At 70.8% G+C, this 20,360-nt stretch carries 17 protein-coding genes and 1 pseudogene; 6 read left to right on the top strand and 12 right to left on the bottom strand.

Features of this window, described 5'->3' with window-relative positions; translation table 11 throughout:
- Positions 1–169: 169 nt before the first annotated feature.
- Positions 170–447, bottom strand: a pseudogene (locus ACIBJF_RS37340) (transposase); the annotation flags it as partial.
- A gap of 48 nt (positions 448–495) precedes the next feature.
- Between ACIBJF_RS37340 and ACIBJF_RS37335 the strand changes: the two are divergent.
- Positions 496–1,017 carry a YbhN family protein gene (locus ACIBJF_RS37335; RefSeq protein WP_399180664.1) on the top strand — a complete coding sequence of 174 codons (522 nt, stop codon included), beginning with the start codon at positions 496–498 and terminating at the stop codon, positions 1,015–1,017.
- Positions 1,018–1,059: 42 nt separating this feature from the next.
- Here ACIBJF_RS37335 and ACIBJF_RS37330 read toward each other — a convergent pair whose 3' ends face one another.
- A complete protein-coding gene (locus ACIBJF_RS37330) occupies positions 1,060–3,462 on the bottom strand; it encodes a glycoside hydrolase family 65 protein (RefSeq protein WP_399180662.1) in 2,403 nt (800 codons plus the stop codon).
- Between the two features lie 64 nt (positions 3,463–3,526).
- Entirely contained in the window at positions 3,527–4,402 is an 876-nt protein-coding gene (locus tag ACIBJF_RS37325; RefSeq protein ID WP_399180660.1) for a universal stress protein, read from the bottom strand.
- Between the two features lie 175 nt (positions 4,403–4,577).
- On the opposite strand from ACIBJF_RS37325, the gene ACIBJF_RS37320 reads away from it, so the two are divergent.
- The gene (locus tag ACIBJF_RS37320; protein ID WP_399180658.1) at positions 4,578–5,282 is read left to right on the top strand and encodes a CBS domain-containing protein; all 705 of its coding nucleotides are present in this window, start codon (positions 4,578–4,580) and stop codon (positions 5,280–5,282) included.
- Here ACIBJF_RS37320 and ACIBJF_RS37315 read toward each other — a convergent pair.
- Positions 5,263–6,183 carry a pyridoxamine 5'-phosphate oxidase family protein gene (locus ACIBJF_RS37315; protein ID WP_399180656.1) on the bottom strand — a complete coding sequence of 307 codons (921 nt, stop codon included), beginning with the start codon at positions 6,181–6,183 and terminating at the stop codon, positions 5,263–5,265. The two genes, ACIBJF_RS37320 and ACIBJF_RS37315, sit on opposite strands and share 20 nt — an antisense overlap.
- Before the next feature lie 116 nt (positions 6,184–6,299).
- On the opposite strand from ACIBJF_RS37315, the gene ACIBJF_RS37310 reads away from it, so the two are divergent.
- A complete protein-coding gene (locus ACIBJF_RS37310) occupies positions 6,300–6,977 on the top strand; it encodes a CBS domain-containing protein (protein ID WP_399180654.1) in 678 nt (225 codons plus the stop codon).
- 12 nt (positions 6,978–6,989) lie between these two features.
- On the opposite strand, the gene ACIBJF_RS37305 is transcribed toward ACIBJF_RS37310, so the two are convergent.
- Positions 6,990–7,169, bottom strand: a complete 180-nt coding sequence (locus ACIBJF_RS37305) for a dsRBD fold-containing protein (RefSeq protein ID WP_399180652.1) — start codon at positions 7,167–7,169, stop codon at positions 6,990–6,992.
- 124 nt (positions 7,170–7,293) lie between these two features.
- Positions 7,294–8,112, bottom strand: a complete 819-nt coding sequence (locus ACIBJF_RS37300) for a universal stress protein (protein ID WP_399180650.1) — start codon at positions 8,110–8,112, stop codon at positions 7,294–7,296.
- A gap of 197 nt (positions 8,113–8,309) precedes the next feature.
- On the opposite strand from ACIBJF_RS37300, the gene ACIBJF_RS37295 reads away from it, so the two are divergent.
- From ACIBJF_RS37295 to ACIBJF_RS37285, 3 genes are all read left to right on the top strand, one after another.
- A complete protein-coding gene (locus tag ACIBJF_RS37295; RefSeq protein WP_399180648.1) occupies positions 8,310–9,179 on the top strand; it encodes a universal stress protein in 870 nt (289 codons plus the stop codon).
- Positions 9,180–9,264: 85 nt separating this feature from the next.
- Positions 9,265–10,740, top strand: a complete 1,476-nt coding sequence (locus ACIBJF_RS37290) for an AAA family ATPase (RefSeq protein WP_399180675.1) — start codon at positions 9,265–9,267, stop codon at positions 10,738–10,740.
- Between the two features lie 77 nt (positions 10,741–10,817).
- Positions 10,818–11,852, top strand: coding sequence for an alcohol dehydrogenase catalytic domain-containing protein (locus tag ACIBJF_RS37285; protein WP_399180646.1), 1,035 nt, complete (start codon positions 10,818–10,820; stop codon positions 11,850–11,852).
- On the opposite strand, the gene ACIBJF_RS37280 is transcribed toward ACIBJF_RS37285, so the two are convergent.
- The 6 genes from ACIBJF_RS37280 to ACIBJF_RS37255 all read right to left on the bottom strand — a co-directional run bounded on the left by ACIBJF_RS37280 (position 11,847) and on the right by ACIBJF_RS37255 (position 20,028).
- A complete protein-coding gene (locus ACIBJF_RS37280; protein ID WP_399180644.1) occupies positions 11,847–12,110 on the bottom strand; it encodes an acyl carrier protein in 264 nt (87 codons plus the stop codon). The two genes, ACIBJF_RS37285 and ACIBJF_RS37280, sit on opposite strands and share 6 nt — an antisense overlap.
- Before the next feature lie 5 nt (positions 12,111–12,115).
- Positions 12,116–13,603: a dihydrolipoamide acetyltransferase family protein gene (locus ACIBJF_RS37275; protein WP_399180642.1), complete on the bottom strand. Its 1,488-nt coding sequence runs from the start codon at positions 13,601–13,603 to the stop codon at positions 12,116–12,118.
- 1 nt (position 13,604) lies between these two features.
- Positions 13,605–14,684, bottom strand: a complete 1,080-nt coding sequence (locus ACIBJF_RS37270; RefSeq protein ID WP_399180640.1) for an alpha-ketoacid dehydrogenase subunit beta — start codon at positions 14,682–14,684, stop codon at positions 13,605–13,607.
- Positions 14,681–15,706, bottom strand: coding sequence for a pyruvate dehydrogenase (acetyl-transferring) E1 component subunit alpha (gene pdhA, locus ACIBJF_RS37265; RefSeq protein WP_399180639.1), 1,026 nt, complete (start codon positions 15,704–15,706; stop codon positions 14,681–14,683). Before pdhA ends, ACIBJF_RS37270 begins: the two co-directional genes overlap by 4 nt.
- The gene (gene acsA, locus ACIBJF_RS37260) at positions 15,703–17,541 is read right to left on the bottom strand and encodes an acetate--CoA ligase (protein WP_399180637.1); all 1,839 of its coding nucleotides are present in this window, start codon (positions 17,539–17,541) and stop codon (positions 15,703–15,705) included. The genes pdhA and acsA overlap by 4 nt, the downstream gene beginning before the upstream one ends.
- 156 nt (positions 17,542–17,697) lie before the next feature.
- Positions 17,698–20,028 (bottom strand): heavy metal translocating P-type ATPase, encoded by a 2,331-nt coding sequence (locus ACIBJF_RS37255; protein WP_399180635.1) that lies wholly within the window; start codon positions 20,026–20,028, stop codon positions 17,698–17,700.
- Positions 20,029–20,360 lie beyond the last annotated feature (332 nt).

The raw sequence follows: 20,360 nt of genomic DNA, 5'->3' as shown, positions 1-20,360 counted from the left end.
TGGCGGGAGGTAACTGGCTTCAATCCCCCAGGGGACCTCAGCTGTCACAGGTGAGCCGTCAGGGGAGACCAGGGGGCCAACGTGTCCGCGCTCTGCCAAGAGGACGGCCGGTAAGGCCATAGCGTCCACCGTACCGGGGGCGGCCGGGCGTGCCCGAGGCGGGGGAGTGTCAACTTAGCGGCCGGTCTTGGTTGTTGAGTGGTCGGCGATTGCTTGGGCTCAGTCGGCCGTCGAAGGCGATCTGGAAGGCGTTCAGCGGTGCCTTCCAGCGCATGGTCCATCTGCGTCGGCCCTTTCCGGTTGGGTCCAGGCTCATCAGCGCGAGGTAGACGCATGTGAGGGCGGCGGCTTCGATCGGGAGGTGCCCACGTGCCGCACGGCCTTGCGGATGTGGGCGTTGACCGACTCGATCGCGTTCGTCGAGCAGATGACTTTGCGAACAGGAACGGGTACACGCGGTCCAGCGGGCGGCTCTGCCAGGCGGCCATGCCGTCCATGATCTGGGCGGTGATGGTGGAGATGGCGGTGGGGCGAGTCTGGGCGAGTACCGGGACGGGCTCCCGCCGCGTCCAGCAGGGTCAGGAGGCACTCGGCCGGCTGGTCGCACAGGCCCGCGGCCTGCAACCCGGCCTGCGGCCGTGGCTTCGACCGTTCGCGTTCGCGCTGCTGAACTGGGTCTTCGACGTCGCTTGTCTGGCTGCCAGCCTGTGGGCGCTCGGCATCGGTGTGCCCTGGCACAGCCTGCTGCTCGCCTACGTGCTCACCCAGATCCCCGGCAGCCTGTGCCTGACCCCGGGCAGCCTCGGCATCGTGGAGACGAGCCTGTCCGCACTGCTCGTGTTGTACGGTCTCCGGCCCGGCCCGGCGATCGCCGCGACGCTCTTGTACCGCGCCGTCAGCTATTGGGCCCTGCAACCCGTCGGTTGGGCGTGCTGGCTCGCCATCACCCTGCATACCGGTGCGTCGGGCTCTCCGCCACGCCACTCGGCACGACGTGGTAGCCCCACGCAACTGTGAGTGGAGATCACAAGGGTGGCCGGGACAGCGACCGCCGCAGCGTCAGTCCTTCGGGAGAAGGAGCGTGCACGTCTCCCCCGGGGCGATGGTCACCGCTCGGTCGGCCAGCACTACGCGGATCGCCGACTCTTCCGAGTCGGGTACGGCGATCTCCAGTTGCCCGCTTCGGCGGCGCACGCCGACACCCCAGTGACCGCGATAGTGGAGCGAGAATCCGTACTCGGACAGCGCTGGGAGAGGCACCGGGTCCAGCCAGAGGGCGTCCTCGCGTGTCTCCAGTCCCGTCAGGCCGCGCTGGATCAGGTCGAGGGTTCCGGCCATGGCACCGAGGTGGATGCCTTCGCCCGTGGTGCCGCCCTGGATGTCGGCGATGTCCGCCTCCAGGGCTTCGTGGACGTACTGCCATGCGTCGGCCCGTCTGGCTCTGGCGAGGACCAGGCCGTGGACGAGTTCGCTGAGGGTCGAGCCGTGGCTGGTGCGCTGGAGGTAGTAGTCGACGGTGCTGCGCCAGATCTTGTCGTCCAGGTGGTAACCGAGACGCCGGAACAGACCACGCAGTTCTGTGGGCGAGAACAGGTAGCCGAGCATGAGGACATCGGCCTGTTTGGACGCCTTGTAGCGGTTGACCGTGTCGCCCTCGGCTTCGAGTACACGGTCCAGCCGCCGGATGGTGCCGTAGCGGGCGCGGTAGGCGTCCCAGTCGAGTTCGGCGAGGTCGTCGTAGCCCTCGAACTGGCTGATGACGCCTTGGTGGAAGGGCACCCGCAGGCGTCGGGAGACCTCCTCCCACTCCGGCAGCGCGTCGGCGCTCAGCCGGACCCGCTGGAACAGTTCCTCGCGCCGCCATGCGGGAAGGCGCCGCACGAGCTGCAGAGTGCGGGTGAGGACCCAGGCGGCCGTGACGTTGGTGTACGCATTGTCGTCCAGCCCGGGCTTCGCGGCACCGGGATAGCCGTCGTGGTACTCGTCGGGGCCGACGACACCGCGGATCCGGTAGCGGCGCGTGTCATGGTCGAAGACTGCCAAGTCGGCCCAGAAGCGGGCGATCTGCAGCAGCATTTCCGCGCCTTTGGTGTGCAGGTACTCCGTGTCACCGGTGGCCTCGCAGTACTGCCAGACGTTGTAGGCGATCGCCGAACCCACGTGGTGCTGGAGGCACGAGTGGTCCGGTAGCCAGCGGCCCGAGACAGGGTTGAGATGCCATTCCTGGGATTCCTCACGCCCGTTGCTGCCGCTCTGCCAGGGATACATCGCCCCGGCCCTGCCGGCCGCGCCCGCCGCCGCGCAGGCTCGGGGGAGGCGTCGGTGGCGGTAGTTCAGCAGCGCCCGGGACACCTCCGGAAGGTGCAGGTTGAGATAGGGGAGGACGAACAGCTCGTCCCAGAACACATGACCCCGGTACGCCTCGCCGTGCAGACCCCGGGCAGGCACGCCTACATCCAGCTCCGCCGTGTGCGGTGACAGCGTCTGCAGGACGTGGAAGAGATGGAAGCGCAGGATGCGGCCGGCCTCTCCGGGCACCTGTACGTCCGTGCGTCGCCACAGCCGCTCCCAGGCTGCGACATGGGAGTCGAGCAAGGCCGGGAAGCCCGCCGCCACGGACACCCGCTCGGCGGCCTCGCCGAGGGGATCGCTGATCGCTGTGTCCCGTGAGGTGTGCAGTGCCACCGTCTTGTCCACGGTGACGGGCCGGGCGCGGGTGATCGGGACGACCAGACGGTGGACGGCGCGGTGGCGGGCGGGCCGAAGCACTGATGAGGCCGGAGCCTCGTCCGCGCGGACCGTCGTCCGGGCGGCCAGGGCGACGGTGATGTCCGATGTGCTGGTCCGGCAGCTCAGCCAGATGGTGTGGGGCTCGTGCGCACCGGTTCGCACGTGGTTCAGGTGGTGGCGGTCGAGTGCGCGGTAGCGGTGCACGTTGCCGTTGATGACATCACCGTCCAGAGAGCTTTCGATCTCGATCTGCCCGGTCCAGTCCTCGGCCGTGAGTACCGTCCGCAGTGCGGCCAGGTGCGGGTCCTCCATGTGCACCAGGCGGGTCTGCTCGACGCTGAGCACACCCAGTTCGTCGTTCCGGTGGCGGGAGGACCGTGCGAGTGTGCCTCGGCGCAGATCCAGGGTGTGCCGGTGGTCCAGGAGGGTGTGCGTGCCGGGGGAGAACCACGGGCTCCACGTCCCGTCCGTTCGGCGCGCCCGGAACCGGAGGAAGAGCCAGTTGGGGAGGTTGACCACGTCTTCGTGCACGACCTGCCGCCCCGCCACGGTCGACTCCAGGCGGTTGTAGCACCCCGCTGCATAGGTGCCTGGATAGTGCATCAGGCCGGCCCGGTGTTCCGGCAGTGCGCCGCGTGTGGCGAAGTAGCCGTTGCCCAGTGTGCAGAGGGACTCACGAAGTTGCTCGGCGGCGGGGTCGTAGCCCGTCCACTCCCATGTCCACTCCGACATCTGCCACCTTTCCCTCTCTTCCGCGGTCCGCGGGCTGTGCCGGCCCAGGTACCTGCGGCGGGCCTCAGACCGGCTGGGGGACGACGGCGACCGGGCAGTCCGAGTGGTGCAGCAGGGTGTGGCCGACCCGGCCGAGCTGCAGACCGAAGTGGCCGTGCCGGCGCTGAGCGCCGACGACGATCAGGTCCGCTTCGGCCGATTCCCGCAGGAGGACCTGGTGGGCGGCGCCCTCGACCGCCTTGCGGCGGACATCGACCTGAGGGTGCTCTCGTACCGCCTCGCGCAGGGCATCTTCGAGGCTGGTCGACACCCGCTCCTCGCGCAGCCTGGCGGCGTCGTCGGCGATCAGCATGTGGTCCACGGGTTCTTGTGACGGATTGCGCCAGGCCCGTACGGCTGTCAGGGCGCAGCCGCGCACTTCGGCTTCCCGGACGGCGAACCGTACGGCACTCGCGCCACCGGGCGCGTCACCGACCCCCACCACCACGCGGCCGTAGGCCCCCCGGCGGTTGGCTTCCGCGCCCCGGATGACGACGACCGGGCAGACGGCGCGGGCCGCGACCGCGAGGCTGACGGATCCCAGCAGCATCCCGGCGATCTCGCCGCGCCCACGTGATCCCGTGACCAGAGCGAACGCCTCGGGCGCCGTCCGTAGCAGCGCGGACACGGCGTCCTCCGGCAGTGCCTTGCCGGACACCTTGACCTCGGGATTGCGTCGCCGGGCCCGTTCCACGCACGACGCGACGATGTGCTCGGCCATGACCTCCTCGGCCGGACGGTCGGTGCTGAAGGACGGTTGGGTTCCCTCGTACAGCTCCCAGAGGGAGGCATGGACGAGATGGAGGGGCAGACCGTGCCGTGCCGCCTCGTCCACGGCCCAGTCGACCGCTGCCAGACTGGAGTCCGATCCGTCGACGCCCACGACCAGTAGGAGTCCCATAGACGTCACCGCCCTCTCGCCCGGTGCCGAGATCCTCCTGTGAACACCGTCGCACTGCCTGCCCGGCGCCGCGACACGCCGCCGGGTCCCGGGCCAGGGTGGCTCTCCGGCCGGTTTGCGACCTGTCAGGTCATGGTGATGCTTGAGGCATCGGCCGCCCCTCGAGGACGAAGACATGCCCGTCACTGTTCCGCACATCGTGAGCGATGTGATGACCACGCCCGCGGTCGCCGTCGGGCGGGACACGCGGTTCAAGGAGATCGTGCGGGTCATGGACGAGCGCCACGTGAGTGCCCTGCCGGTCGTGAGCGGCGAAGGGCGGGTCGTCGGCGTGGTGTCCGAGGCCGACCTGCTGCCCAAGGAGGAGTTCCGGGATCGCCTGCCCACCCGCTCCGAGCGCATCCGACTGCGGTCCGACCTGGCCAAGGCGGCAGGTGTGAGTGCTGAGGAGGTAATGAGCGCGCCCGCTGTCACGGTCCGCCCGGACGACACCCTGGCCCGGGCAGCGCGCCTCATGGCCGTGCACCACGTCAAACGGCTCCCCGTCGTCGATGCCGAGGACGGATTGCGCGGCATCGTCAGCCGTGGCGACCTGCTGAGGGTCTTCCTGCGGTCGGACGAGGAGATCGAGGAGGAGGTCCGCCGCACGGTGGTGTCCTGCCTGTTCCCCCTGCACGCCCACGCCATTCACGTGTCTGTGCGGGACGGCGTCGTCAGGCTCCTCGGACCCGTCCACGACACCTCGCTCATCTGGGTCGCCGAGCGCCTCGTGAGCGGGCTGGAGGGCGTCGTGGGCGTCGAGTCCCGACTGAGCGGCGAGGGTTCCGGACCGGACAGCCCTGCGTCCGAGCCATGGCCGTCTACTGATCGGCAGGGGTGATCCGGCGGCCCGTGAGGTTGGTGGGCTCGATCGACACCCACATCTCGCGCGCGCCGCCCGCCCACGGCGTGGTGTGCGTGCGTTGGGCGAGCCCGCGTACCGCCTCCGGGTCCGTCACCACACGTGCCGGTCCGACGGCGAGCACGCTCCAGCCCTGGCTCAGGGCGTCGTCCACGTGGTCGACCTCGAAGGCGACCTCCGTCTCCGCTGCCGCCGCTGTCACAGAGTCGGGTGCGGTCCGGAAGACGATGGCGTCATCGACGAATTCGTAGTTGACCGGGACGACCGCCGGGCGGCCGTCGGCCGTCGCCACCGCGACCCGCCCCACCCCGTGCGTGGAGAGTAGGGTGCGGCACTCCTGGGGGCTGAGGTCCCGAATCTGGGGGTGCAGCAGTGCGTGGCCCTGACCGGGCGGGAGATCGATGCCTCCGCCGCGCAGTGCGGCGACCGAGGTGCCCAGCGCGTCGGCCAGTCTGATGAGCGTCGCCAAGGTCGGATCGGCGGGCTGTTCCTCCAGATGGGCCAGATAGTAGGGCGACATTCGCGCGCGGCGGGCTGTCTCCTCTCGGCTCAGTCCGCGCCTTCGGCGTTCGACGGCCACCCGCCGGCCGATGTCACCGGGATTGCCCGTTCCGGCTGGCCTGGTCACCGTAGACGCGGCCGCCGCCTCGCCGGTTGTCGGCGGCGCCTCGCCCACCCCCGGGGGCTGCTCGTGCTCGAGATGGCGTATGTGGGCGTCCGGTCCGGGAAACACGAGCGTCACATCGTCCGTGTCCGACCAGCGCACGTCGTAGGGGGGTGTTCCGTCGTCGTGGTGGAGTCCGACGATCTCGCCGTCGCGCCTGGCGCCGCCGGTCGCCGGACTCTCGATGACGAGTTGGTCGCCGAGGTGAGCTCGCATGGTCGCCGCCCTCTCCTCAGAATGGTGCTGTATCCAACCTGCCACGCGGGCCGCACCGCCGCACGGGGCGGCGGCCTCGTATCCGCGCGGTGGGTGTCCCGCACCCGGGAGGCACCATGCATCACCGAACAGTCGAGGAGCTGATGTCCCGGGACGTCGTCCGGGCACGGCCCGACACGCCGTTCAAGGAGCTCGTAAGGCTGCTGGAAGAGAACGACGTCACCGCCGTACCCGTGGTGGACGAGCTCGACCGTCCGATGGGCGTGGTGTCCGAGGCCGACCTGCTGCGCAAGAGCGCCGACCAGGCCGACCCGTCCGGCAGGACCCCCATTCCGCATCTGGAGGCCTGGGAACGTGCCAAGGCCGAGGGATCCCGGGCCGAGGAACTGATGTCCGCTCCCGCGGTGTGCGCCCGGCCCGAGTGGACCGTGGTCGAGGCAGCCCGCCTCATGGAAGCCCAGAATGTCAAACGCCTGCCCGTGGTCGACGAAGCCGATCGGCTGCTGGGCGTCGTCAGTCGTGGTGATCTGCTGAGGGTCTTCCTTCGCCGTGACGACGCCATCCGCGAGGAGATCACCGGAGACGTTCTGCGGCGCACGTTGGGGCTCGATCCGAGGGACGTGACCGCGGAGGTGCGCGATGGGCGGGTTGCCCTTGCAGGCACCGTGGAGCACAGGAGTCTGATCCCCGTCATCGAGCAGTTGTGCCGGGGCGTCGACGGCGTGGTCTCGGTCACCGCGCAGATCTCTTTCCGGACGGATGACGCCCGGGACACACCTACCGGCACGCTGTGAAGCGGCTGGGCATCAGAGGGGTTGTCCGGCTGTCTGGCGGGTGCTGGGTTGTGGGGCGTTGGCCTGGACGTCGCGTTCGGCGGTCTCCAGCGGCTGATGAGCCAGATCGACCAGCGCCCTGCCTGCTGCCAGCTCGTCGCCGATCTCCGTGCGCGGTTCCGTGGCCGGTGAGCGCCGTGGTGTGCGCGACATCGTTCGCTCCTTGCCTCCGCGGCTCCACGATCCGACGACGGCCGTCCTGGATCACGGGGCCGAAGGTCCCGGGCTACCGGCGCCCGGCCCTGGAAGCCGGTCGTGCGGCCCGATCCTGCGGCCGTCACATCTGGGGTACGACGGCCACGGGACACGGTGCGTGATGCAGCAGTGCGTGGTTGATCAGGCCGAGTTGCAGTCCCGGATGCCCAAGTCGCCGCCGAGCGCCCACGACCAGTAGATCTGCGGTCGACGCGGCCTCCAACAGCGCCTGGCGCGCCGGTTTCTCGATCAAGCGCCGGCTCACCGCGGCGTCGCCGTACCTTTCTACAGGCCGGCGCAGAGCGTCGTCGAGCACCTGCGCCGGGGGACGCCGGTGGGCCTCCAACTGCCACGAGGCTGCCTGGGGTGTCGTACACGCACCGGACGGTGCACTCCAGGCGTGCACGGCCTCGAGCCGGCAGCGCCGCACCTGAGCCTCGCGCACCGCGAAGTCCACGGCCGTGCCGCTGCCCTCCCCGTCCTCGACACCCACGACGACGCTTCCGAACCGGGCAGCGCGGTGCTCCGAACTGCCACGGACCACGACCACCGGGCAGTCGGCGCGTGCGGCCACGGCGAGGCTGACCGAGCCGAGGAGCATGCCGGAAAGATCTCCGAGTCCCCTGTTCCCCAGTACCAGCGCGAAAGCATTGCGCCCCTTGCCGACCAGGGCGGAAGCCGCCTCCTCGTGCGACACCTCGCTGGACAGCCGCACCGCCGGAACACCCTCCCTGGCGCGCGCCGAGGCAGCGCTGATCACGGCGGACGCTTCCTGCTCGCCGGCCACCGCGTGCAGCAGGTGGAGCGGGATCCCATGCCGGGCCGCCTCGTCGGCGGCCCAGTCGACGGCCTCGAGGCTTGCCTCGGATCCGTCGACACCCACCACCAGGGGAATTGTCACCGCGCCTGTCTCCTCTCCTGCCGCACGCCCCGCTTTCGCGCCCGCCTCAGGGGTCCACATGCGCCGTGGCGAGGACCGGGAGATCCTCGAAGGGGAGAAACTCGTCGCTCCCGGTATGCAGGCGATGTCCGGACCGTCCACACGATCGGACTCGTTCGCCGTCCCCTTCAGCTTCTTACGAGACGGAGACCGCCGCCATGCAACCAGTCGTCACCGTGGGCCTCGACGGCTCGCCCGAGAGTCTGGCCGCCGCCCGCTGGGCCGCCGACGAGGCCGGGAGGCGGAAGCTCACTCTCCGGCTGTTGCACGCGTGGCCGACGCTTGCCCCGGAACCGGCTCGTCTCCCCGCGGAAGTCGATCAGAACTACTGGGCGAAGCGTCTCGTCGACACAGCGCAGGCGGAACTCCGGACCCGGCACCCGGGCCTGGCCATCGACAAGAGTCTGGTCGCCGACGATGCCCAGCACGCTCTGCTCCAAGCGGCCTCCGAGTCGGAGATGGTTGTCCTGGGCTCCCGAGGACTCGAGTCCGTCGCGAGTTACTTCCTTGGGGACGTCAGTATGCCCGTCGTGGCACGGGCCGAGCGGCCCGTGGTGCTGGTGCGCGCCGAACCCCGGGACGAGGGGAGACCAGCCACGGCGGCGAGCCGTGTCGTTGTGGCCCTGAAGCTGCACGGATCGCCGGACGGCCTACTGGATTTCGCCTTTCATACCGCTGCGGCCAGGGGCGTCCCCGTCCTCGCCGTCCACGGCCGTAGCGTGCCGCTTCACGCGCGTACGCCCTGGGGAGTGGACCACGGCTTCAGCGAGGAGGCGACCCGGGGCGCGCACGAGCAGGTGAGCAAAGCGCTGCAGCAGTGGCGGGAGAAGTACCCGCGGGTGGACGTGGCCGACAGCATCCGTCTCGAAAGCCCCGCCAAGGCCGTCGTACGAGCTGCGGAGGGCGCCTCACTGCTGGTCGTGGGCCGACGCCGGCACCGTACCGGTCTGGCGCCCCACCTCGGTCCGGTGGCGCAGGCCGCCGTCCATCATGGACGCTGCCCGGTCGCCGTGGTTCCTCATGACTGAGCCCGGTCTCCGCGAGCCGCGTGCCGACGTGTCCGCTCTGCGGTCGGGCGCTCCGCACGACGGGGAGCCGCTGTCGCGCGCTGCGGTGTGCGAGACCCACACCGCGACGCTGTTCTTCGTCGGCGACCGAGCCTACAAGCTCAAGAAACCGGTCGATCTGGGGTTCTTGGACTACACCACGATCGCGGCCCGCCGAGCCGCTTGCGAGCGCGAAATAGCCCTCAACCGCCGGTTCGCCCCCGACGTCTACGTGGGACTCGGTGAGTTCCGCAGTCCCGATGGGGAGTCACCCGAACCACTCGTGGTGATGCGCCGCATGCCGGAGGAGCGCCGCCTCTCCCATCTCGTGCGGGCGGGGGCTGTTGTGGACGACGTCCTTCGCACCGTAGCCCGGCAACTGGCGGCATGGCACGCGCACGCACCCCGTGGCCGCGACGTGGACGAGCAGGGCACGCGGGACGCGCTGTCGGCACGCTGGGAGGCGAGCTTCGCGCAAGTTCAGGCACTGGCCGCGGACGGCGCCGTGCCCGACTGCCTGACGGAGATCGAGGGGCTGGCGCGCCGCTATCTCGCCGGTCGCAAGCGGCTGTTCGACACCCGTATCGAGCAGGGACGGGTGGTCGACGGCCACGGCGACCTGCTCGCCGAGGACGTCTTCTGCCTCGACGACGGCCCCCGGGTCCTGGACTGCCTGGAGTTCGACGACCGCCTCCGCTATGTCGACGGCCTCGACGACGCCGCCTTCCTCGCCATGGACCTGGAACAGCTCGGAACCCCGGAGGCCGCGGCGTACTTCCTCGTCCGGTACGGCGAATACTCCGGGGATCCCGCGCCCCCGTCCCTGTGGCACCACTACGTCGCCTACCGCGCCTTCGTCCGCGCCAAGGTCTCGGTGATCCAGGCCCGGCAGGGCACGTCCGGCGCCGAAGCGGCGTCGCGGCGGCTCGCCGCCATGGCACTGCGCCACCTGCGCACCTCCGCCGTCGGCCTCACCCTCGTCGGCGGACTGCCGGGCAGCGGGAAGTCCACCCTCTCCGGGGCCTTGGCCGACCGGCTGGGGGTCACCCTGCTCAGCAGTGACCGCATGCGCAAGGAGCTGGCGGGCATCCCGGCGGAGCAGTCCGCCGCGGCGGGCTACGGCGAAGGGCTGTACACGCCCGAGTGGACGGCCCGGACCTACGCCGCCCTGCTCGACCGCGCGGCCGCACTGCTTTCGTCCGGTGAATCGGTGGTCCTCGACGCCACCTGGTCCGACGCCGCACAGCGTGAAGCCGCTCTGCGCGTGGCCGACCGCACCAGCGCCGAACTGGTGGCCCTCCACTGCCAGGTGCCGGGCGAACTGTCGGCGGCCCGCCTGAGTGCGCGCGCGCCCGGCATCTCCGACGCAGGCCTCGACATCGCCACCGAAATGGCTGCCAAGGAGCCGCCGTGGCCCGAGGCCGTCCCGGTCGACACCAGTGGCGCGCTGGAGTCCGCGGTGGCCCAGGCGCTGGCGGCCGTACGCCCGTGGGGCACCGGTCAGGCAGCGGTCTTCCGCCGCCCGTACATGGAGCCGGATTGAGGTGTTACGAGTGGCCGTGTTGCCCGGGTGCGGTGCGGGGGTGACCGTGGAGGTGGGGGAGCGAGGGAGTGAAAGCGGTGCGAGCGCTCGTGTACCACGGCCCGGCACACACCTCCTGGGACACCGTCCCCGATCCGGTGATCGAGGAGGCCACCGACGCGATCGTCCGGGTTGCCGCAACGACCGTCTGCGGCACTGATCTGCACATCCGGCGGGGCGACTTCCCCGAGGTGAAGCCGGGGACGGTCCTCGGCCACGAGGCCGTCGGCGAGGTCGTCGACGTCGGTGAGCAGGTCCACCACCTGCGCCCCGGCGATCAGGTGATCGTGTCGTCCGTCTCGGCCTGCGGTGATTGCGCGGAGTGCCGCGACGGCAGGTACGGACAGTGCCGTGGGGGTGGCGGATGGATCCTGGGGAGTCTGATCAACGGCACCCAGGCCGAACTGGTGCGCGTGCCGTTCGCCGATCACTCCACCACCCGACGGCCCCCCGACCTCCCGCTCGCTGACGCGGTCTTGCTCGCCGAGCTCCTCCCCACCGCCTACGAGGTCGGGGTCCGCAACGGACACGTCGGCCCCGGAGACACCGTCGTCGTGGTGGGCGCCGGCCCCGTCGGTCTCGCCACGGTGGTCCTTGCGCGGCTCTACTCGCCCCGCAGGATCATCGTCGTCGACCTGGCCGGCGCTCGGCTGGAGAACGCCAAGCGTGTGGGGGCGGATGCCGCCGAATCGCCAGGAACCATGATCGCCGACCTCTCCGAGGGGCCGGGGGCCGACGTGGTCATCGAGGCGTCCGGCGACCCGGACGGTTTCGTGCTCTGCACGCGCGCCGTCCGCACGGGAGGGCACATCGCCAACATCGGCACGCACGGCAAACCGGTGTCACTGCATCTGGAGTCCCTCTGGCGCAAGAACGTGACGATCAGCACGGGCCAGGTCGACACGTCCTCCACACCGTGGCTGCTGGAGCTGTTGAGGTTCGGCCGTCTGCCCGTCTCCCCCTTGGTCACCCACACCTTCGGCCTCGACCGGATGGAAGACGCCTATGAGGCGTTCGCGCGCGGCACCAGCACAGGCGCCCTGAAAGTCGTGCTGCACCGGGAGTCGTCATGACCCCTGGCCGGTCCTTTCGACCAGGAACCGCGTCGTGTCGGACAGCGTGGTCAGGTCCGGGTAGTCCTCTTCGTCGATACGGACGCCCGCACGCTCGGACAGCAGCTCGACCAGGCTGAGGAAATCGAGCGAATCCAGTTCGAGCACATCGCGGAACTTGTCGTCCGGTTCGACCAGAGTGAAGTCGGCGTCGGGGATGACCTGCGTGATCGACTCCTTGATCAGCGACAGAGCCTCCGCGTTGTTCAGTGGCTTCATCTGACTCACAGTTCCTCCGGTCTCTGCAGAAGTCGGTCGACCGCCGTGAGATAGCGCGCCCCCACGGCGCCGTCCGTGGCCCGGTGGTCGGCGGCCAGGGTCGCGGTCACCACTGGACGCACTCCGAGCATCCCGCCCACGGCCCAGGGCCGCTCGACGACGGCGCCGAAGCCCACCAGGGCCACCTGGGGCGGGAGGATCACCCCGAACACGGCCTCCACGCCCTGGTCGCCCAGGCTGGTGACGGTCAGGGTGGCGTCGGCCATCTCGCTCCCGCGCAGCCGCCCTCGACGGGCACGCTGTACCAACTCCTTCAGACGGGTCATGAGGGCGTCGGGCGGCAGCGTGTCGGCGTTGTGGATCACCGGGGCGAGCAGTCCGCCCTGCCGGAGTGAGACCGCGAGGCCCAGGTTGATCTCGGATGCGGGGGAGAATCCACCGTTCTGCCAGTAGCCGTTGAGCGCCGGCACCTCGCGTGCCGCGATGGCGGCGGCTTTCAGGAGCAGGGCCGCGGGCACGAGTCGGTCGGCGGGCGTACGAGCGCGGTTGATCCGACGGAGCCAGTCCTCGGCGATCGTCAGGTCAATGGTGGTGGACAGGTAGTAGTGCGGGATCTCCCGCTTGGAGCGGCTCATGAGGTCGGCGATGGCACGCCGCATGGTGTCCGTACGGTCCTCCGGGCGGCTGTCTCTTCGTACGGCGGCGTCCGGACGCTTGTCGCCCATCAGCGGGCCTCGATCGGGTCGCTCGGGTCCGCTTCCTCCGGCAAGGGTGCGCATGGCCGTACGCACGTCCGCCGCCCGCACGGCTCCGCCGTCCCCGGTGCCCCGCACCGCCGCCAGGTCGACGCCGAGGTCCTGGGCGAGGCGCCGTGCGTACGGGCTGGCCCGCACCCTCGGGGCGAGCGGTGGCTGGGCGCGCTCCACGTCGGCACGCGTGATCCGGCCGCCCCGGCCGGTGCCGTGCAGCGTCGTCAGGTCGACACCGCGCAACACGGCCAGGTGCCGTACGAGCGGACCGACGCCGATCACCGAGACGGCTCCACCGGACGGCTCCGGGGGCGCATGTACGTGCTCGTCGGTCGGCTCCTTCCGGGATGCGGCGAGTGCCGGCTCCGGAGTCGCCTCGGGCTTGCGGGCCGCCTTCTTCCGAGGCGCCGGACGCTGGTGCCGTGCGGCCGGTTCCTGGTCGGCCGCCGCGCGCGTGGGCGCCTTGCTCACGATGGCCTCCCCGACGCCCGCCCGCTCGTATGGCACGGCTTGGTCCTCGATCAGCGCGAGCGGTGTTCCCACCGGCACCCGGGTACCGGGCTCGACGAGCAACTGCCCCACGGTCCCGGACTGGAAGCACTCGACCTCGATGGCGGCCTTGTCGGTCTCCACGACCGCCATGACATCACCCTTGTGCACCCGGTCCCCGGGACTCACGAGCCACTCCTGCAGCAGCCCTTCGTCCATGTCCGCGCCGAGCGAGGGCATGGTGAACGCGGTCATCTCAGCCCGACCTTCCGGTCACCGGTTGCCGTTCCGCCCCGTTGGTTCCAGTCGGCACCGGTTCGCCCACGGCGCGGTGCGCGGCTGCGACGATTCCGTCGACCTGAGGCAGCGCGGCCTCCTCCAGCCGGCGTGCGTAAGGTATGGGCACTTCGGCGCTACACACCCGCTCTACGGAGGCGTCGAGGTCGTAGAAGTGCTGTTCCGTGAGGCGTGCCGAGATCTCCGCGGCGAGGCTGCCGGTGCGCCAGCCCTCGTCGACGACGACGGCACGGTGGGTGCGAGCGACCGAGTCGCCGACGGTGGCGTCGTCCAAGGGACGCAGCGTGCGCAAATCGATGACCTCGGCGCTGATGCCGCCGCTCGCGAGGTCGTCGGCGGCGGCCAATGCCTTGGGGAGCGACCCGCCGTACGTGATCAGCGAGACGTCCGTGCCGGGTCGGCGGACGGCCGCGTGGTCGATGTCGACCGGCCCCGCGTCGGCGGGCAGGTCGCCCGAGACGTTGTACAGGCTGCCGTGCTCGAAGATCAGCACCGGGTCGGGGTCGGCGAGCGCGGGGGCCAACATGTACCGGGCGTCGGTGAGAGTCGCCGGGGCGAGGACCCGCAGGCCCGGGATGTGCGCGTACCAGCCCTCCAGACTGTGCGAGTGCTGGGCCGCGAGCTGCCGTCCCGCGCCCGTGGTCATCCGGATCACGATCGGTACGGGCAGTTGGCCGCCCGACATGTGCAGCAGTGTCGCCGCGTTGTTGAGGATCTGGTCCAGGGCCAGCAGGCTGAAGTTGACCGTCATGATCTCGACGATCGGCCGCATGCCCGCCAGGGCGGCACCGATGCCGGCACCGACGAACGCCGACTCCGACAGCGGGGCGTCGCGGATCCGTTCGGGCCCGAACTCCTCCAGCAGGCCGAGGCTGACACCGAAGCAGCCGCCGTACCGGCCCACGTCCTCGCCCATCAAAAACACCCGCTCGTCGCTGCGCAGCGCCTCGCGCATGGCCTCACGCATGGCCTCCCGATACGTCGTCTTCCGGTCGGAAGGCGCGGCGGCTTCGGCGACACGCGTGTGCGTCGTGGTCATGGCCGGGTCACCTCCACTGGGCTGGTGACGTACTTCAGCAGGTCCTCGACGGGCTCTTCCGGAGCCTGCTCGGCCGCCTCCACGGCCGCGTCGATCTCAGCGGCCAGACGGTCCTCCAAGGCTGTGCGAGCCTTGTCGGAAAGCTCCTTCGCATCCTGCAGCCGCTGCACGAGCCCCTCGACCGGGTCGCGTTCCTTCCAGTGTTCGATCTCGGCCTTGTCGCGGTAGCGGTCGGAGTCGTACATGGAGTGGGCGCGGAAGCGGTACGTGCGCATCTCCAGGAAGTGCGGCCCGGTTCCAGCACGCACCCCTTCGGCTGCCCGCCGGGCGGCGTCCTCTACGGCGAAGACGTCCATGCCGTCGACGGCCCAGGAGACCATGCCGTACGCGGCCGCGCGCAGCGCGAGGTCGGTCTGGGCCTGGTGACGGGCCAGAGCGGTGCCCATCGCGTACAGGTTGTTCTCGCAGACCAGCAGCAGGGGCAGCTGCCAGAGCGCGGCGAGGTTGGCGGTCTCGTGGAACTCGCCCTCGGCGAAGGCGCCGTCGCCGAAGAAACAGCAGGTGACGCGGCCCTGGCCGGTCATGCGGTCGGCGAGGGCGAGGCCGGCCGCGAGGGGGAGCCCGCCGCCGACGATCGCGTTGCCGCCGTAGAAGCGGCGGCCGGCGTCGAACAGGTGCATCGAGCCGCCACGGCCTCGGCTGCAGCCGGTGACCTTGCCGAACATCTCGGCCATGATCGCCTCGGCCGGAACGCCGCGGGCGAGTGCGTGTCCGTGTTCGCGGTACGTCGACACGACCGCGTCGTCGTCCGTGAGCGCCTCGTTGACGCCGACGGCCACGGCTTCCTCGCCGATGTAAAGGTGCATGAATCCCCGGATGCGCGCCGCGCTGTACAGCTCCACGCAGCGTTCCTCGAACCGGCGGACGCGCAACATGGATTCCAGCAGGGCCAGGCGATGTGCGGCCTGACGGTTCGACCGGGCGGCGGGCCGCGGTGCGCGGGGGCTGCGTGTGGTGGTCATGCGGGCTGCTCCGTCCTCGCCGTGGAGACAGCCTCCGAAGTGGAGTCCTCCAGGGTGGAGATGTCACCCTCGGGCAGCCCGAGTTCCCGTGCCCGCAGCAGGCGGCGCATGACCTTGCCGCTACGGGTGTGCGGCAGGTGCTGGTCGAAGGCGATCTCGCGGGGCGCCACGGCCGGGCCCAGCCGGCGCCTGGCGAAGGCCAGCAGATCCCGCCGGGTCGCGCTGCTCGCGTCGAAGCCCGGCCGCAGCGTGACGAAGGCCTTGACAATGTTCCCTGCCACAGGGTCCGGCCGGCCGATGACCCCGGACTCGGCGACCGCCGGATGCTCCATCAGAGCGCTCTCGACCTCGAACGGACCGATGAGGTGTCCTGCCGATTTGATGACGTCGTCGGCGCGCCCGACGAACCAGAACCAGCCGTCGGCGTCGCGCCGCACCAGGTCACCGGTGAGGTACCAGCCGTCCGCGAAGGCCGCCGCACTGCGCGGCTCGTCGTGCAGATAGCCGCGGAACATGGACGGCCAGCCGGGCCGGAGCGCCAGCTCGCCCTCCCCGCCGGGCTCTTCCAACACGGTGACGTGCCCGTCGGCGACCTCTGCCCGGCCGTCCTCGCCGCGCCGCAGCACCGCCGCCTCCACACCGGGCAGCGGTCGCCCCATCGAGCCGGGGCGGATGTCGCAGGCGGCGAAGTTGGCGATCATTATGGCGCCGGTCTCGGTTTGCCACCAGTTGTCATGCACCGGCAAGCCGAGCACGTCCCGACCCCACACCACGGCCTCCGGGTTGAGCGGCTCACCGACCGATGCGATGAACCGCAGCGCACTCAGGTCGAAGGAGCGGGGCAGGTCGTACGGCCCCGTCCTCGGCGTCGTCCGCATCAGCATGCGCAGGGCTGTCGGCGCCGTGTACCAGACGCTCACCCGCTGCTCGGCGAGGATCCGGTACCAGCGGCGGGCGTCGTAGTCGCCCTCATCCACCACGACCGTCACGCCGTGCATGAGAGGGGCGACGATCCCGTAGGACATGCCGGTGACCCAGCCCGGGTCCGCGGTGCACCAGAACACGTCGCCCTCGTGGAGGTCGAGGGCGTACAGCGCGGACACGTAGTGCGCGACGGCCGCCTCGTGCACATGCACCGCGCCCTTGGGGATGCCGGTCGTGCCGCTCGTGAAGTGCAGCAGGGCCATGTCGTGGGGGGAGGTCGGCGGGATCGTGAAGGTGTCGGCCGCGTCGGCCATCAGCGCGGTGAGGGGCAGGGTTCCGGGCAGTTCGTCCGCGCCCTCGCCGACGATCAGTACGTGGCGCAGGGCGGCGAGTGCGTCGCGTCGCCCGGCGACCTTCTTCCGGTACAGGTCCGCCGTGGTGACCAGGACCTGCGCGTCGCCCAGCGTCATCCGCTGGAACACCGGGTCCGGTCCGAAGGCGGAGAACAGCGGGCACAGGACACTGGTGTTCTTCAGCGTGCCGAGGACCGCGGTGTACAGCTCGGGGCAGCGTCCCAGCAGCGTCACCACCCGGTCGCCGTACCCGATCCCGAGGCCGCGGAGCACGTTGGCGAACCGTGCCGTCGAGCGGGCCAGCTCCCCGTAGGTCACCGAGGTGACGGAGTCGTCCCGTCCCACACAGCGCAGTGCGACCGCTGTGGCCCGGTCCGATGCCGCGTGCCGGTCGACGGCCTCGTGCGCGATGTTCAGTCCCCGCCCACCAGGCAGCCCCTGTAGCCTGCGGCGTGCCGCCTGCCACGAGAAGCTCGCGCACTCCTTGTCGTAGTCGCGCAGATTGGGGGCGGTGCGCAGCGGAGGCGGAGTGTCCTTCCGGATGGTCTCCCATGGCATGCCGGCCCCTCCTTCCTTCGGGCCCTTTTCGACCATCCGCCCGGCTCGCCCTGTCCGCACTGGGTCGAAGGGCCCCCGTCCGCGGCCGGACGGCTCAGATCCGCGTCATCCTTCTCGCCTGCCGGGGCGGAACGAGGAGGCTGACGATGCCGTCGCTCAGGGAGCGAGGGAGAAGTAGTTCTCCTCCTCCTGGGTGAAGTGCAGGCGCAGGATCGTGTTCAGGCCGTACAGACAGGAGCGCAGGTCGTCGAGTTGCTCAGGGGAGAGGCCCCCGCTTGCGTGGGCAAGTTGCAGGTGGGTGGCGATGCGGCGGGAGAGACGTTCTATTTCGGTGTGGGCACGGCTCATGGTGGCGGTGGCCTCGGGTCCGCCGAGCGTCGGCGCGAGGGCTGGGTACAGCTCGTGCTCCTCGGCGTACTCGTACGGGAGGAGCCGCTCGATGAGCAGCCGGTGGGTCTCCTCGACGGCTTCCAGGGCCTGCCGGCCAGGGGAGTCGGAGAGGCGGTCGGCGGTGTCGCGGACGGATTCGAGGACGTCCTGAAGCCCTTCGTGTTCGGCGGCGAAACGGTGGATGAGGGTCTCGGCAGCCGGAGCGAGGGCCGGCCGTGTGGCCTGGCCGACTCGCAGGGCGCGCAGGGCGTTGAGGATGACAGCGACGTCGATGCCCTCCTGGAGCAGCGCGCCGGCGGCGGGCGGGAGCAGGCCGACAGCGGCCGCGGCCATGGCCGCCAGGGACATCAGCATGCCGCCGAGGGCGCTCTGGACGGCGATGCGCCGCGCGCGTTGGGCGATGGCGACGGCGTCGGCGAGTCGGTCGACGCGATCGGCGGTCAGGATGATGTCGGCCGCTTCGGAGGAGGCGGTGGAGCCGCGTGCGCCCATGGCGACGCCGATGTCGGCGGCGGCTAGGGCGGGCGCGTCGTTGACGCCGTCGCCCACCATCACCGTGACCGCGTGCTCGCCTTCGGACCGTACGGCGGCGACCTTGTCGGCGGGAGAGAGCTCGGCGCGTACGTCGTCCAGACCGAGGACGGTGGCGACTTCGCGGGCGGGTGCGGTTCGGTCGCCGGTGAGCATCAGCAGCCGCGCGAAACCCGCTGCCCGCAGGTGGCGCAGGGTGCGCGATGCGTCGGGGCGCAGCGGGTCGCGCAGCAGGATGGCGCCGGCCAGGTGTCCGTCGAGGGTCAGCCAGGCGACGGCCGCGCCGTCGAGGAGGGCGCGCTTGTCGACCGCCCGGGCCCAGGTCGGCCGGTCCTCGCCGGCGGCGATACGGCCGATGGCGAGCCGGTGCCCATCGGCGGTGCCGGTGGCGCCCCGGCCCGGTTCCTCGGTGACGCCGGAGGGGATCGACAGCTCCAGCTTGCGATCCCGGGCGGCGTCGACGATGGCCTGGGCCAGTACGTGGGGCGAGTACTGGTCGAGGGAGGCCGCCAGGCGCAGGACTTCCGTGGGTTTGACGCCGGGGGCGGCGGTGACGTCGACAACGCGGGGCCGGCCTCGGGTGAGGGTGCCGGTCTTGTCCAGCAGGAGGGTGCGGGCGCGGCCCAGGTTCTCCAAGGCGCCGCCGTCGCGGATGACGACGCCGATGCGGGAAGCGCGGGAGAGACCGGAGACGATGGCGACCGGAGCCGCCAGCAGTAGCGGGCACGGGGTGGCGACCACCAGTACGGCGACCGCTCGTACGGCCGAACCACTGATCAGCCACGCCAGTCCCGCCACCGCCAGGGACAGCGGCAGGAACCAGGTCGCGTACCGGTCCGCCAGCCGCACGACCGGCGCGGACCCGGCGCCGGCCTGCTGGGCCAGTCGCACGATCCCGGCGTACGTACTGCCCTGCTCGGTGGCCGTGGCCCGCATCTCGAAGGCGCCTCCGGCGTTGACCACGCCGCTGCGCACGGTTTCCCCGCCAGCCCGCTTGACCTGCAGGGGCTCACCGGTGAGCACCGACTCATCGAGGACCGCGGCGGCGCTCTCCACGCGGCCGTCGACGGGAACCACCTCACCAGGGCCGACGACGAGCAGGTCACCGGCGGCGACCTCCGCCAGCGGCACCATGGTCACCCCGCCGCGAGTGCGGCGGCGTGCGGAGCGTGGTGCGTGATCCAGCAAGGCACGCAGGTCGTGCGAGGCACGTCGCTGGGCTGCGGCCTCCAGGGTGCGGCCAGTGGCCAACATCAGTGCGATCAGGGCACCGGCCAGGTACTCGTGCACGGCCAGAGTGCCGCCGAGCGCGAGTACGGCGATGAGGTCCACACCTGTGCGGCCCTGCCGCAGGGCGGCCAGCACCCATCCCACCGCGGGAACGAGGGCAAAGAGGGTGCCCAGTTCCCAGAAGAGGCCGGCCAAGTCACCGGCATCCATGAGCCAGGCGATGCCACCAGCGATCAGGGCCGCCGCGGTCACGGCCAGCAGGACGGGTTCGAGCCGCGGCGACACACCCGCCGTCGAGCGACGCAGTCGTGCCGTGAGGGAGGGTCGGTCATTCATGGCATACCTGAGTGCCGGGTGCGATGACTCTCGGGTCGAGTCCTTCTTCATGACATCGCCGCACTACGAGTGCACGCCAGGGGACGTTCGTCCCTGTTCCTGGGCCGACCGCCGACCGCATTCGGTCGCCCTCGCCGCTCTCGGTGAGAGGCGTGGGCGGAACGGACCGCCGCCGTCTGATCGTCGCGCTCGCACGGGTCCACCTGGTCTCCGGCTGGACCAGGTAGAACCTGAGCCCGCCCATCTCCGCGACAGATCGTCGCCGCTCCGGATCGCCTGCCCGTAGTTGCTCTCAGCCACCACACCTGTCGGCCCCGGTCAACGGGACCAAT

It is taken from the genome of Streptomyces sp. NPDC050743 (assembly GCF_044456925.1).
Taxonomy (GTDB): Bacteria; Actinomycetota; Actinomycetes; order Streptomycetales; family Streptomycetaceae; genus Streptomyces.
Note: the sequence above shows the minus strand (reverse complement) of the source record. Positions and strands in the feature narration are given on the sequence as shown.

What these genes read in the sequence shown, in the direction of transcription:
- ACIBJF_RS37335 (WP_399180664.1), top strand. Translation starts at nt 496, where the DNA reads ATGATCTGGGCGGTGATGGTGGAGATGGCGGTGGGGCGAGTCTGGGCG.
- ACIBJF_RS37330 (WP_399180662.1), bottom strand. Translation starts at nt 3,462, where the DNA reads ATGTCGGAGTGGACATGGGAGTGGACGGGCTACGACCCCGCCGCCGAG.
- ACIBJF_RS37325 (WP_399180660.1), bottom strand. Translation starts at nt 4,402, where the DNA reads ATGGGACTCCTACTGGTCGTGGGCGTCGACGGATCGGACTCCAGTCTG.
- ACIBJF_RS37320 (WP_399180658.1), top strand. Translation starts at nt 4,578, where the DNA reads ATGCCCGTCACTGTTCCGCACATCGTGAGCGATGTGATGACCACGCCC.
- ACIBJF_RS37315 (WP_399180656.1), bottom strand. Translation starts at nt 6,183, where the DNA reads ATGCGAGCTCACCTCGGCGACCAACTCGTCATCGAGAGTCCGGCGACC.
- ACIBJF_RS37310 (WP_399180654.1), top strand. Translation starts at nt 6,300, where the DNA reads ATGCATCACCGAACAGTCGAGGAGCTGATGTCCCGGGACGTCGTCCGG.
- ACIBJF_RS37305 (WP_399180652.1), bottom strand. Translation starts at nt 7,169, where the DNA reads ATGTCGCGCACACCACGGCGCTCACCGGCCACGGAACCGCGCACGGAG.
- ACIBJF_RS37295 (WP_399180648.1), top strand. Translation starts at nt 8,310, where the DNA reads ATGCAACCAGTCGTCACCGTGGGCCTCGACGGCTCGCCCGAGAGTCTG.
- ACIBJF_RS37280 (WP_399180644.1), bottom strand. Translation starts at nt 12,110, where the DNA reads ATGAAGCCACTGAACAACGCGGAGGCTCTGTCGCTGATCAAGGAGTCG.
- ACIBJF_RS37275 (WP_399180642.1), bottom strand. Translation starts at nt 13,603, where the DNA reads ATGACCGCGTTCACCATGCCCTCGCTCGGCGCGGACATGGACGAAGGG.
- ACIBJF_RS37270 (WP_399180640.1), bottom strand. Translation starts at nt 14,684, where the DNA reads ATGACCACGACGCACACGCGTGTCGCCGAAGCCGCCGCGCCTTCCGAC.
- pdhA (WP_399180639.1), bottom strand. Translation starts at nt 15,706, where the DNA reads ATGACCACCACACGCAGCCCCCGCGCACCGCGGCCCGCCGCCCGGTCG.
- acsA (WP_399180637.1), bottom strand. Translation starts at nt 17,541, where the DNA reads ATGCCATGGGAGACCATCCGGAAGGACACTCCGCCTCCGCTGCGCACC.
- ACIBJF_RS37255 (WP_399180635.1), bottom strand. Translation starts at nt 20,028, where the DNA reads ATGAATGACCGACCCTCCCTCACGGCACGACTGCGTCGCTCGACGGCG.